10 protein-coding genes are annotated in these 14181 nt (G+C 40.3%); 9 read left to right on the top strand and 1 reads right to left on the bottom strand.

Going from position 1 to position 14181, the window contains the following annotated elements; translation table 11 throughout:
• The first annotated feature begins 709 nt into the window (after nt 1–709).
• The 6 genes from ACEQ81_RS10940 to ACEQ81_RS10915 all read left to right on the top strand — a co-directional run bounded on the left by ACEQ81_RS10940 (nt 710) and on the right by ACEQ81_RS10915 (nt 9413).
• Nucleotides 710–2653: a sensor histidine kinase gene (locus tag ACEQ81_RS10940; RefSeq protein ID WP_411030930.1), complete on the top strand. Its 1944-nt coding sequence runs from the start codon at nt 710–712 to the stop codon at nt 2651–2653.
• Between the two features lie 122 nt (nt 2654–2775).
• On the top strand, nt 2776–3828 hold the full coding sequence (locus tag ACEQ81_RS10935; RefSeq protein WP_411030929.1) for an o-succinylbenzoate synthase: 1053 nt from the start codon (nt 2776–2778) through the stop codon (nt 3826–3828).
• On the top strand, nt 3819–4757 hold the full coding sequence (locus ACEQ81_RS10930) for a CPBP family intramembrane glutamic endopeptidase (protein WP_411030928.1): 939 nt from the start codon (nt 3819–3821) through the stop codon (nt 4755–4757). Before ACEQ81_RS10935 ends, ACEQ81_RS10930 begins: the two co-directional genes overlap by 10 nt.
• Nucleotides 4738–5826, top strand: a complete 1089-nt coding sequence (locus tag ACEQ81_RS10925; protein WP_411030927.1) for an AMP-binding protein — start codon at nt 4738–4740, stop codon at nt 5824–5826. The genes ACEQ81_RS10930 and ACEQ81_RS10925 overlap by 20 nt, the downstream gene beginning before the upstream one ends.
• A 48-nt stretch (nt 5827–5874) precedes the next feature.
• Complete coding sequence (locus ACEQ81_RS10920; RefSeq protein ID WP_411030926.1) at nt 5875–7221, top strand: M24 family metallopeptidase; 1347 nt, start codon at nt 5875–5877, stop codon at nt 7219–7221.
• Between the two features lie 14 nt (nt 7222–7235).
• Complete coding sequence (locus ACEQ81_RS10915) at nt 7236–9413, top strand: TonB-dependent receptor plug domain-containing protein (RefSeq protein WP_411030925.1); 2178 nt, start codon at nt 7236–7238, stop codon at nt 9411–9413.
• A 4-nt stretch (nt 9414–9417) separates the two neighbouring features.
• On the opposite strand, the gene ACEQ81_RS10910 is transcribed toward ACEQ81_RS10915, so the two are convergent.
• The gene (locus tag ACEQ81_RS10910; protein ID WP_411030924.1) at nt 9418–11046 is read right to left on the bottom strand and encodes an acyl-CoA carboxylase subunit beta; all 1629 of its coding nucleotides are present in this window, start codon (nt 11044–11046) and stop codon (nt 9418–9420) included.
• Between the two features lie 75 nt (nt 11047–11121).
• Here ACEQ81_RS10910 and ACEQ81_RS10905 point away from each other — a divergent pair, with 75 nt between their 5' ends.
• The 3 genes from ACEQ81_RS10905 to ettA all read left to right on the top strand — a co-directional run bounded on the left by ACEQ81_RS10905 (nt 11122) and on the right by ettA (nt 14178).
• The gene (locus ACEQ81_RS10905; RefSeq protein WP_411030923.1) at nt 11122–12105 is read left to right on the top strand and encodes a Gfo/Idh/MocA family protein; all 984 of its coding nucleotides are present in this window, start codon (nt 11122–11124) and stop codon (nt 12103–12105) included.
• A 79-nt stretch (nt 12106–12184) separates the two neighbouring features.
• On the top strand, nt 12185–12367 hold the full coding sequence (locus ACEQ81_RS10900; protein ID WP_411030922.1) for a CAL67264 family membrane protein: 183 nt from the start codon (nt 12185–12187) through the stop codon (nt 12365–12367).
• A 119-nt stretch (nt 12368–12486) separates the two neighbouring features.
• Nucleotides 12487–14178, top strand: coding sequence for an energy-dependent translational throttle protein EttA (gene ettA, locus ACEQ81_RS10895; RefSeq protein WP_411030921.1), 1692 nt, complete (start codon nt 12487–12489; stop codon nt 14176–14178).
• Nucleotides 14179–14181: the final 3 nt, after the last annotated feature.

Raw genomic sequence — 14181 nt, 5'->3', positions numbered from 1 at the left:
TTATCGATGACACACCACAATACCTGGTCACTTCACAACATTATTTTTGCCCTGGTGGTTGTTTAAACTACTTTAGCCTTGTATTACTGAAGTACAAATTACGAATCAATAATTTTTTCATTTTCATATAGTGTTCTCGTAAAAGGGCCTTGTCTTAAAAGATAAGGCTCTTTTTAGTTTGTCCGCGGAAATAAATAGTATAACGGCTAACCTAGCAAACTTAGGTAATCCATGAAATGCATAAAAAACCGATAAAGTGCACGTTTCACCGGCCCAAGCCGTTTTCACAACAAAAATTGGGGGTTATACAACAATAATCTAAATTTTATCATTGGTTATAATACATTTGAATTGTTATTATAAACGACCCAAATCTTACCATTTTCTTATAGTGTTTACTTAAAAGGCTATGCAAATTTTGCGTAGCCTTTAGTATGTTCCTTGGTTACTGCAAAGTTCAAGGTAAATTATTGGAATGGGCCTTATGTAAAGGGCGATAATAAGCTTAAAAATGATTAAAAAAGATTTTTTTACAAAACTAAATTTACACCACATAATCAATTCACTTTACAACAAAAATTTAACGGTAACATTTTATAATGGTAGGTTTACCTATTGTTTTGGACCACTGGTAATTCTTGAAATTAATTTAGCATTGGTAAAAACCTAATATATTTCCTAGTACACTATGGTAAGCGCGTTTGGCAAAATGCTGTTTTTATGTTTTATCTGTCTTCTGACCTCGGTAACAACCTTGGCCCAGGATTCTACTGTGCTCGATGAAAATCTCTTAAAAAAATTTCAAGGTACAAATACAGCTAAAGACAAGTTTGCTTTTTTCTTCAATACTGTTAACCGATATAACGAAAACTCTGCTTATGATTGGTTAGATACCGTAAACGTTTACCTCAATAGCGCACAGAAAACAAAAGATTCTGTAGAGATAAGACAGTACAAAATTATGAGGTCCCAAATCTACTACGATCTTGGTGACTATGACAAGAGTTTAGCGATTGCCAATGAATTATATGGGGTGAAAGAGAAACTAGATTTCGACACAACAAAAATATTGCTCGATCTTATGGATAATAACTACGCCCAGTTGTTGTTCTACGATAAGCAACTAGAGATCCGGGAAGAAAAGAAAACACTCGGAATCTCCGAAAAAATTGCCTTCTACGACATTTACTCTAACCTTGGACTTCACCGTAAAGCCATGAACGATTATATCATGGAGGTAAAGAAAACCGTAGATGATGCCGATCTCTATGGTTCCGCGGAGTATAATAACAATGTTGGCAATTACCTTCGCCTAGATAAATCGGCTTCGGTGGCACTCACCAATCTTAAAAAGGCAAAAGGGTATATAGACGTGTACCTTAACGATATTACCAATGTAAAAACAGAAAAAGAACTACTAAAAGGTAACCTCCTTAAAGGAATCATCGAGGGGAATATCGGGAAATGCTACGTGCAGCTTAAACGGTTTGAAGAGGCCGTTCCTTGGCTGGAAAATAGTATTGTTACCATCAGGGAAAACAATATAGGTAAGTACTCCGTAGATGTTATTGAAAATAGTCTGGAGTTGGCCGACTGCCACCTACAGTTAGAGAATTATGATACCGCAAAGGATTATCTAGATTCCGATCTTGTTTTAACCAAAACGGAGCACGCCTTAAAGAAAAACAGACTTTTGGCCGCTTATTATGATAAAATAGAGGACTATAGAAATGCCACCTTCTTTTTACGCAAAAATGTACGTATCCGGGATTCTATAAATACGAACGACACCTCGTTAAAAAAACAACAACTTGCCGCGGTAGCGGAGTACGATTTTGCGAACACCAGAAAAATGATCGATGAGCAGAAGTTGGAGATGGAGCGCACCCGAAATGAAATGCAGGCTAAGGATGAACGTATCAACTTGGTATTCATATCGTTGGTATTTACACTCCTAGGTTTTGCAGGCTTGGTCTATGCCTACTTAAAGAGTATTAAAAACCAGCGTTTAATTGCGGAGCAAAAGCACATCATTGAGAACTCTTTGGTAGAAAAAGATTCCCTCCTTAAGGAAATTCATCATCGGGTAAAAAACAATTTACAGATGGTATCAAGCTTACTGAGTTTGCAAACAAAAAATACAAGAAGCAAGGCTGCCATAGAAGCATTGGAAGAGGGCAAGAGTAGGGTAAAGGCTATGGCCTTAATACATCAGAAACTATATCAAAATGATGACCTGTCCGTAATAGAGATGCAAGGGTATATAGAAAGCCTGGTAAATAGCGTACAATCGGTTTTCAAGAAAGGGGCCAACAGTATCAATATTACCATAGATTCCGAAAACGTGGAGCTCGATATAGATCGTGCCATTCCTTTTGGACTAATCCTAAATGAATTGGTCTCCAACTCTTTTAAATATGCCTTCCCGGAAGACAACGATAACGGAAAGATCTACATACATTTAAGAAAAAACGGCGAACACGGATTTTTTGAATATACAGACAATGGTATCGGTTTGCCAGAGGATACGGATGAGCGTACAAATTCTTCTATGGGCATACGTTTAATGAACCGCCTGGTAAATCAATTACAATCTACCTTAAACATTGATAAAACTGTAGAAGGGGTCCGTTTTTGGTTTAATTTTAAATAAACTCGCCCTCTCTTTGTAAGTTGTAGCCAATACCGGTAGAATTTGGCAAATCATATGATTTACAATCCCTGAACATTCCTTTTAATTATCATACAAAATATAGCTAAATTTGGCTGCATTGTATGAAGGCTTCCTATAAAAAATATATTCTAGATTTTAAGCGGCCCAGTGGAACTTCCCGGGGTATCATGACTAAAAAAGAGACATGGTTCCTTATTCTGGAAAAAGCAGGCAGGTATGGTATTGGCGAATGTGGGTTGTTAAAAGGACTAAGCATTGACGACAGGCCAGAATACGAAAGCAAATTGCAATGGGCCTGTGATAATATTGCCTTGGGTAAGGAAGCCCTGTGGTCCGCTTTAATGCATTATCCCAGTATTCAATTTGGAATTGAACAAGCTTTTATCTCCTTGGCATCCAATAGTCCGTATGTACTATTTCCTTCCAGTTTTACGGACAATGAAGCACCAATCCCAATCAATGGACTTATTTGGATGGGCGATGAAAAATTTATGTTGGAGCAGTTGCACCAAAAACTGCAAGCGGGTTTTAGGTGCATTAAAATGAAAATAGGCGCTATAGATTTCGGTACTGAAGTTTCCCTGCTTTCTTCTATAAGACAACATTATTCCGCGGACGATATAGAACTTAGGGTAGATGCCAATGGTGCGTTTTCACCTTACGAAGCCATGGAGAAATTGCATATATTGGCCAAGTATGGCCTACATTCCATAGAACAGCCCATAAAGCCTGGAAATCTGCCGGATATGAAAGAACTTTGCAATAAAACACCCATACCTATTGTGTTGGATGAAGAATTGATAGGTATCTTTGATGCAACTAAAAAAGAACAATTGCTACAAACCACAAAGCCGCATTATATAATTTTGAAACCGAGTTTGGTAGGCGGGTTTCACGGAAGCGAAGAATGGATCGGTTTGGCAGAGAAGTATAATATCGGTTGGTGGATTACCAGCACTCTGGAAAGCAATATAGGATTAAATGCAATAGCCCAATGGACCTATAGTCTAAAAACTAAATTACCTCAGGGTCTGGGGACTGGAAGCCTCTTCACCAATAATTTTGAAAGCCCTCTGACCGTACAAAATGGTAATTTATATTATAAAAATGATAACGACTGGGAACCAGATTTAATTAAGAATTTATGTATATAGAACAAGGATATAAAGGAAATGCGGCCCTGTGGATTTATTTGATATTACCATTGGGCTTTATTGGCTTAATGGTATTCAATTATATTTCCATTCAGTATTCACCCGTAAGCACCGATCAAATTATGCAAGACCTAATAGCAGAGCTGGGGTCTAATGTAGTTCTTGTGTTACTTCTTGGCCCTTTGGCAGCTGCTTTTTTTGTGGTTCTTGGCTGGGTGAAACTAGTTCATTCCCAATCCATTAGATCGCTCACTACATCCAGACAAAGTATTGATTGGAAACGGATACTTTTCGCGTTTGTACTCTGGAGCATAATTACCGTGGTATTGATAGGCACCGATATCTTCTTGTCCCCGGATAGTTACGCTTTTAATTTTAATTTAATTCCCTTTTTAATTTTGGCGATAATTGCCATTCTTTTAATTCCACTGCAGACCAGTTTTGAGGAATATATGTTTAGGGGATATATGATGCAGGGAATAGGTCTTATGGCCAAAAACAGATGGGTACCCCTGATCGTAACTTCTGTATTGTTTGGGTTGATGCACTTGGGTAACCCCGAAGTGGAGAAATTGGGTTATGGCGTTATGGTATATTACATTGGAACGGGATTTTTTCTGGGGATTCTTACCCTAATGGATGAAGGATTGGAATTGGCCTTAGGATTCCATGCAGCCAACAATCTTATAGGAGCGCTACTTTTAACATCTGACTGGACCGCTTTCCAAACACATTCCATTTACAAAGATATTTCGGAGCCAACATTGGGATGGGATATTTTTGTACCCGTGTTGGTAATATACCCATTGCTGTTGCTCGTGTTCTCTAAAAAATATGGATGGAAAAATTGGAAAGACCGACTTACAGGAAAGGTTATTGCCGAAGCCGAGATGGCCAAATTAGAACTAAATGACACCCAATTATCGTAAAATCCATAATCGATTTAAACTAAATGGCATTTCTTACTCCAAAGAAGAGCTAAAGGAGGTTAGCTACAGCTTGGTAAAAGAGGGAAATGATGAGGAACTGCTCATTGGGGATTTTCTTTTGGACTGGTTGTCCGAAGCCCCTACACTGACCGTACAAACATCGGGATCTACGGGGAAACCAAAAATATTGGAACTGTCAAAACAGGCTATGGTACATTCGGCCATCGCTACAGGAGATTTCTTCGGACTCTCCGTTGGAAATTCTGCTTTGCTATGTTTGTCGGCAGCCAATATAGCCGGAAAAATGATGTTGGTTAGGGCAATGATATTGGGGTTAGAACTTACGTATGTTACCCCAAGCTCCAAACCAATAAAGGACAACACTACTACTTATGATTTTTGTGCTATGGTACCTCTGCAGGCAGAAAACTCCGTGGACACCATAGATTGTATAGAAACGCTAATTATAGGGGGAGCCCCAATATCCCCGGAGCTAAAAAAGACCTTTCGATCAAAAAAGCCTAGGGTCTTTGAAACCTATGGGATGACCGAAACAATTACCCATATAGCGGCCAAACGCATCAATGGCAAGGATGCTTCTCTAGAGCAAGTACCATTTAGAGTATTACCCGAGGTTGCCATTTCAAAGGACAAACGCAATTGCCTGGTGATATCCGCACCACACCTCACACAAGAACCTGTTATTACCAATGACATAGTAATTTTGGTATCCAATTCGGAATTCCAATGGTTGGGGCGCTACGATAACGTTATTAATTCGGGCGGGGTTAAACTTATCCCTGAACAGATCGAAGCGAAATTATCGGACCTTTTGAGCACTAGGTTTTTTGTAGCAGGTGTGGCCGACCCAAGTTTAGGGCATAAATTGGTGTTGGTTCTGGAAGGGAATACAGATACCGAAAAAATACTAAGTAAAATTAAAGCATCCAACAAGCTTACCCAATATGAAATTCCTAAACAAATTGTGTCGGTAAACAAATTCTTGGAAACTAAAACAGGAAAAATTCAGAGGAAGCAAACCCTTGATTCAATTAAAGAACTACGATAACGGGTTAAATTCTTTAGATTTTGTATTTTCATTCATCAAACCAAACCTATGAAAAAATTACTTTTAGTATGTTTTGTATGTTGCTTTGCACGTGCAGAAGCGCAACAAATTCTTCCCGAAAGTGAAAGAGCTCAAGTAATCGATGAGATACTTGCGGACAAATTCAATAATCTATTGCCCCAATTAATGGACCAGGCCAATATAGATATGTGGATACTTATCTCTAGGGAGTATAATGAAGACCCAGTACTTAAGACCATGTTGCCGGCAACTTGGTTAAATGCCAGGAGGAGAACCATTCTATTGTTCTATCGCAATAAAAACAAAAATAGTATTGAAAAACTGGCAGTGGCCAGATATAATGTTGGGACCAATATTCAATCTGCCTGGGACAAGGAAAAAGAGCCAGATCAATGGAAAAGATTAATGGAACTGATAGAGGAACGACAACCGCAAAAAATTGGCCTTAATTTCTCTAAGGACTTCAATATAGCCGATGGGTTGGATAAAACCGATTATGACGAGCTTATGCAGTACTTGCCAAAGAAATACCAAGCTAGAGTAGTTTCTGCAGAGCAGTTGGCTGTACGATGGATAGAGACAAGGACAGAACGGGAAATGGTTATTTACAATCAGTTGGTAGACATAACCCATGATATTATTGCCGAGGCATTTTCAGAAAAAGTGATTACGGCTGGTGTTACAACTACCACCGAGGTAGAGTGGTGGATGCGGCAGCGAGTTACGGATTTAGGATTGGAGACTTGGTTTCACCCAACCGTAGACGTGCAGCGAACCAGCGAAGAGCTTGTGGGACATTTGTACTCCTTCTCTGGCAGGCCCAATGATGAAATTATTCAACCGGGAGATTTGCTACATTGCGATTTTGGAATTACTTATTTAAGATTGAATACAGACTGTCAGGAATTGGCATATGTGTTGAAACCAAAAGAACAAGAAGCACCAGAGTTCCTAAAAGATGCCTTAAAAGATGGAAACAAGGTTCAGGATTTTTTAACCAAAAACATGCAAGCAGGTAGAACCGGAAACGAAATTTTGGCACTTTCCCTTAAAGAAGCCAAGGCAGCAGGTTTAAGACCTGCCATTTACACGCATCCACTAGGGTTGTACGGACATTCTGCCGGGACTACCATTGGTATGTGGGATTCCCAAGGAGGTGTAATGAAAGACGATGGGGAAAATTATCCTTTAAATCCTAGAACTGTCTATGCCATTGAACTTAATACCACGGTAACGGTACCGGCTTGGAAACGAGATATTCGGATTATGTTGGAAGAGGCCGGATACTTCGGTGAAGACGGCTTTAGATATGTAAATGGCAGACAGACGGAACTTTTGTTGATCCCAAGACCAAAAAGCCACCAAGGCAATTGATAAGATACCAAATTATGAGAATTATACTTTTGTGCTGGTTATTATGTTTAACTGCAAGCGGTGGGCTACAGGCCCAATCCAGCCCACAAAAAGAAGTTGTTATTTGTTGGGACACTTCCGCCTCCAGATTACATAGGGATAGTGCTAAGGAAGAGCGTTTTTTACAAGAATATTTTAGTGAAAACCCCAATGCAGAAGTTACCTTATTACTTTTCAATACAGATTTGGTCGGGAAGCGTACTTATCGCATAGAAGGGGGCGATTGGAATCAATTAAAAAATGAGCTTGGCGAATTGGATTATGACGGTGCTACTTCGTACCAGTCGTTATCCGATTACGGCAATGGGGGGGATGTTTTGCTTTTTACCGATGGATATCAAAACATAAACATTGCCAATCCTATTTTTGATGGTAATGTAACTATCGTAAACAGCAGCAAAAAATTTGACAAGACCAATCTAGCATTGCTGACCGTGTTGAACAAAGCGGACTATGTAAATCTTTCCGCTTCCAAAAATACTGTCGGGACTAGGCCTTCAGAAAGCACATATTTTGGAAAGATATACAATTATGATGTTGTAGAGGATATTACCATTAGCATCAAAGACAGGTACGATTTTAGCATGAAACCCAATGCCGACGGCAGTTATCGGCTAAATGCCAACCCTGGCGATGTCTTAGTCGTAACAACAAGTACGGGGGCCAAGGCAGAAAAACTTTTAGGTGTTGGTAAAAATATAGATGTTTGGTTAGAGGAAACAGGAATTCGCCTGGATGAGGTAGTGCTTACCGAAGAGAAGGAGCAACCTCAAGAAGGAACAACCACAGGCCTTGGGGTTAAAAATAAGGATGCAGTGGGTTATGCGGTACAAACAATTGGTGATGAAGAGATCACAGAAATTAATACAGATATTGCCACGGCTGTCCAAGGTAAATTTTCTGGTGTTACCGTAGCACAGAATCAAGACCTGACGCAAGCTGAGATTAGACCAAAAAGCTCCATTCTTTCCAACAACTATGGCTTGGTGGTAATTGACGGAGTGCCCATGTCAAAATCAAATTCGAGCTTCTACAACAGTAGTGGTAGAGTTCAGAGTTCTGGGTTTATAAATCCTAACGACGTGGCCAATATTACCGTTCTTAAGGGCCTTGCAGCAACAAACAGATATGGAAGCCTGGGTAGCAATGGTGTTATTCTTATTGAAACCAAGACAGCTTCGTTTAAAAAGGGAAAACAGAAAAAAGACCTGGCACTGCTTACGGACAATGTTTTTGAGGGGAAACTAAAGGTTGGAAATAAACTTTTGGTAACGCCCTATTTAAAGGAACTAAAAAAGGAAAAAGACATAGAGCAAGCGTATAGGGCATATCTGAAACAAAGACATCAATACGCGCAACTACCCGAATATTTTATTGATATTTCCGATTTTTTCAGAAACTCCAATGTGGCATTGGCAAATAGGGTGTTGTCCAATGTTTTAGAGCAAGAAACACCAGATTTAAGAGCTTTGGGAGGGATGAGGCTTAAGGCAGAGACCCTTAAAGATACCGCGCTTCAGTTTAATGTCGCCACTAAGGTGTTGGAGTTGTACCCCAATAGAACACAGGCCTATTTGGACATGGCCCTGGCTCATAAAAACATAGGAGATTTTCAGACTGCCTTGGATATGCTCGGTAAAATAGCCGATGGTTCTATGAATACAACCTTGGATTTCTCCAGTCTGGACAAAATTGTAGGGCACGAAATCAGGAACTTGATTTTTAACCATAAAAAAGAGTTGGATCTATCAAAGGTTGATCCCAAGTTTATGAACAACATCCGTTACGACGCTAGATTGGTTTTTGAGTGGAGTAATCAGGATGGTTTGTTCGAACTCCAATTTGTAAATCCTTCCAAAAGGTTTTTTACATGGGAGCATACCGAAGTTGCCAATAGGGATAGGTTACGGCAAGAACTCGAATATGGGAATAGTACCGAGCAGTTTGAGATATCCGGGGATGAGTTCAAAGGGTCATGGACCATAAACGTAAAATATCTGGGCAATAAAACACCATCGGACAAAACCGCAACTTTTCTAAAGTGTACAGTACAATACCAATTTGGAAAGCCGGGGCAAAGAAGTGAAACCCATATTATTAGATTGCAAGAATCGGGATCGGAAATCCAGTTTTTAAAGCTGAATATACAATAACGGATTACACTTGCAATACCCCCATATTAAAAGGCTTTGTTATTGGAGCATTGTTGGCGGCATCTATGCCAAGGGAAATCCACTTTCGTGTTTCAATAGGATCAATTACAGCATCGGTCCATAATCTTGCGGCGGCATAGTATGGAGAAATCTGATTGTCATACCTTTCCTTGATTTTATCAAAAAGTTCGGTTTCTTTTTTCGCCGTTATGGTTTCTCCCTTTTTTTTAAGTGAAGCTTTTTCAATCTGTAAAAGTACTTTGGCCGCGGAATTACCGCTCATTACGGCCAGTGAGGCACTGGGCCAGGCCACAATTAATCTAGGGTCATAGGCTTTTCCGCACATGGCATAATTACCCGCACCATAGCTATTGCCTACAACTATAGTAAATTTAGGGACAACAGAATTGCTAACTGCATTCACCATTTTGGCACCATCTTTTATGATGCCCCCATGTTCGCTCTTACTGCCCACCATAAAACCGGTGACATCTTGTAGAAATACTAGAGGTATTTTCTTTTGATTGCAATTGGCAATGAATCTTGTGGCTTTGTCCGCAGAATCGGAATAGATTACACCTCCAAATTGCATTTCTCCTCGTTTGGTCTTTACCACTTTACGCTGGTTGGCAACAATTCCCACGGCCCAGCCATCTATACGGGCATATCCGGTTAAAATGGTCTTGCCATAACCCTCCTTATATTGTTTAAAATCGGAATTATCTACCAAGCGTTGAATAATTTGCTGCATATCGTAGGGATCCGTTCTAGAACTTGGTAGCAGACCATAAATATCGGCACTTTTCTCTTTAGGGTTACTGGCGGCCACCCTATTAAACCCGGCCTTTTCACTTGCACCCATTTTATTGATAATCCCTTTAATGGTATCTAGAGCATCCTTATCGTCTTTGGCCTTATAATCGGTAACCCCACTGATTTCCGAATGGGTAGAGGCACCACCTAGGGTTTCATTATCTACACTTTCCCCAATTGCCGCCTTCACCAGATAACTTCCTGCCAAAAATATACTACCTGTTTTATCTACAATTAGGGCCTCGTCACTCATAATGGGCAAATATGCCCCACCAGCTACGCAACTACCCATAATAGCGGCTATCTGGGTTATACCCATACTGCTCATTATGGCATTGTTTCTAAAAATTCGCCCAAAATGCTCCTTGTCCGGAAAAATCTCATCTTGCATAGGGAGATACACACCCGCACTGTCTACCAGATAAATAATGGGTAAGCGATTTTCAATAGCTATTTCTTGGGCACGCAGATTCTTTTTCCCTGTTATTGGAAACCAAGCTCCCGCCTTTACGGTGGCATCATTGGCTACCACTACACACTGTCTACCATGCACATAGCCTATTTTTACCACTACACCACCAGAAGGGCAGCCTCCATGCTCTTCATACATGCCTTCCCCAGCAAGTGCACCAATTTCCACACAGTCCTTGTTGGTGTCCAAAAGATAATCTATGCGCTCCCTAGCGGTCATCTTTCCTTGGGAATGCTGTTTTTCGATACGATTTTTGCCGCCTCCCAAGGCAACCGCGGCAAGTTTTTTTCGTAATTGGGATAGCTGTAATTTATTGTGATCTTCGTTTTTGTTGAAGGTGATATCCATTCGGTTTTCAATTTCTATGACAAGGATAAATATAAGGAGTAATATTGATTAACTTTGACAAAATATCAAAGTAAAATGACGGATAAAATACGCTGGGGCATTATAGGATTGGGCAATATTGCCCATCATTTTGCCAAAGACTTAAGTTTGGTAACGGACGGCCAATTGGTGGCCGTTGCTTCTAGAAACCTGGAGAAAGCCAAAGAATTTGGAACTCTTTATGGATCGGATCACATGTTTGGCAGTTATGACGAACTTTTTCAGTGCGAAGATGTAGATGTGGTTTATATTGCTACGCCACACACCTCACATGCCGCCCTTAGCATCGCGGCAATGCAGCACGGAAAACATGTCTTATGCGAAAAACCAATAGGGATTAATGGTAAGGAGGTGGATAAAATGATCTTGACCGCCAATGAGCAACGGGTTTTTTTAATGGAAGCTCTATGGAGCCGATTTAATCCTACTATCCAATCTGTAAAACATTCCATAGAGGTAGCAGGAGCAATAGGTGAAATTAAATACCTACATGCCGATTTTGCATTTCCGGCATTGGACAGGGATCGGGAAGGTCGTCTGCTAAACCCGGCCTTGGGCGGAGGATCTTTGTTGGATATTGGGATATACCCAATATTTTTGGCCTATCTGTTATTGGGGAAACCAAAAACTATCTTGGCTAGCGCTAGTTTTTACGAAACGGGCATTGAATCGCAGACATCCATGATTTTTAGCTACGAAGGCGCTCAGGCCCTTTTGTATAGTGGTTTAACATCCAAATCGGAAATGAAGGCCGAAATATCAGGAGAAAATGGAACAATCTTTATTAACCCACGTTGGCACGAGTCTTCGTCCTACTCCTTGGAAAAGGATGGAGAGCTTACCCATTTTGATACTCCACCATTGGGAAAAGGATATACCCACGAAATTATTGAGGTACATCAGTGTTTAAGGGACAACAAGTTGGAAAGCGAACTTTGGTCGCATCAAAACAGTAGGGATTTAGTGCAACTGCTAGATGAAGTTCGTAAACAAGTAGGGGTTGTTTTTCCGTTCGAATAAAGAAGTTTTGTTTTTAGAAGGGATGAAATCCTTATAAATTTACGATATTTGGACAACCACCAATCTAACAAAAACAAAAATGGGAATGAATAAGAATACCGTGCTTGCATGGGCTACTTTTATAATGGTCGTTGTGGGAGTATCACTAATTGCCCTTGGCGCATTTAGATATGATGACGTTGCAGGATGGGGATTTGCTGCCGTAGGTATTGGTTTTTTTGCTATTGCCTGGGTGTTTAATGCGCTAAAAGGAAGGGTTTAAGCAACGCAGACAATCACTAAATACAACGTTTAAATTTTAAGAATTGGACTTTTGGATCTGTCCAATTCCTAAGGCACAAAACTTTTCGATTTAATAATTAACCACAATTTTTTATTGATATGTCCGACGATAAGAAGGTAATTTTCTCCATGTCCGGGGTTACCAAAACGTTTAAAACGGCGAATACGCCGGTATTAAAAAATATATACCTCAGCTTTTTTTACGGAGCCAAGATCGGGATCTTAGGCCTTAACGGATCTGGTAAGTCTACCTTACTTAAAATTATTGCAGGGGTAGATAAAAATTATCAGGGAGATGTTGTTTTCTCTCCCGGATACAATGTAGGCTATTTGGAACAGGAGCCCGTATTGGACGAAAGCAAGACCGTGCTCGAAATTGTTAAGGAAGGGGTATCGGAGACTGTAGCAATCCTGGACGAATATAATAAGATCAACGACATGTTTGGGCTACCAGAAGTTTACGAAGATGCGGACAAGATGCAAAAGTTGATGGACAAGCAAGCAGAACTTCAAGATAAGATAGATGCCTCCAATGCTTGGGAGTTGGATACGAAATTGGAAATCGCAATGGATGCATTGCGCACTCCGGAACCGGACAAAAAGATAGCGGTATTATCTGGAGGGGAACGAAGGCGTGTGGCACTATGCAGATTGCTATTGCAAGAACCCGAAATCTTACTGTTGGATGAGCCTACCAATCACTTGGACGCGGAATCCGTTCATTGGTTAGAACATCATTTGGCCCAATATAAAGGAACCGTTATTGCCGTAACACATGATAGGTATTTCTTGGATAATGTTGCGGGATGGATTTTAGAGCTGGATAGGGGAGAGGGTATACCGTGGAAAGGTAACTACTCTAGTTGGTTAGATCAAAAATCGAAACGTTTGGCGCAAGAAAGTAAAACGGCTTCCAAACGGCAAAAAACCTTGGAACGCGAGCTCGAATGGGTACGCCAAGGCGCCAGGGGTCGACAAACAAAACAAAAGGCACGTTTAAAAAATTATGATAAGCTTTTGAGTCAGGACCAAAAACAACTCGATGATAAATTAGAAATATATATTCCCAACGGACCACGTTTGGGGACCAATGTAATTGAGGCCAAGGAGGTAAGCAAAGGTTATGATGATAAGTTACTCTATGAATCCTTGAGCTTTAATTTACCACAAGCGGGTATTGTAGGTATTATTGGTCCAAATGGTGCCGGAAAGACCACGATATTTAGAATGATAATGGGAGAGGAAACCCCAGATAAGGGCGAGTTTGTTGTGGGAGATACGGCCAAAATTGCTTATGTAGATCAAAGTCATTCCAATATAGACCCAGAAAAGACCATTTGGGAAAATTTTAGCGATGGCCAAGAACTTATACTTATGGGGGGAAGACAGGTAAACTCCAGGGCCTATTTAAGTAGGTTCAATTTTTCTGGTAGTGAGCAAAATAAAAAAGTGAACATGTTATCCGGAGGAGAGCGTAATAGACTGCATTTGGCTATGACGCTAAAGGAAGAGGGCAATGTGCTTCTTTTGGATGAACCTACTAATGATCTGGACGTAAATACTTTAAGGGCATTGGAAGAAGGGTTAGAGAATTTTGCGGGTTGTGCCGTAGTAATCTCCCACGATCGTTGGTTCTTAGATAGGATATGTACCCACATCCTGGCTTTTGAAGGAGATTCGCAAGTGTATTTCTTTGAGGGTTCCTTTTCCGATTATGAGGAAAATAAAAAGAAACGTTTGGGAGGTGATTTAATTCCAAAGCGAATCAAATACAAAAAACTGATAAGGTAATTT

Origin of the sequence: Spongiimicrobium sp. 3-5, assembly GCF_046557915.1 — a bacterium.
Lineage (GTDB): Bacteria > Bacteroidota > Bacteroidia > Flavobacteriales > Flavobacteriaceae > JBHEBG01.
The sequence above is the reverse complement of the archived record's forward strand: the minus strand, read 5'-3'. Positions and strand labels throughout refer to the sequence as shown.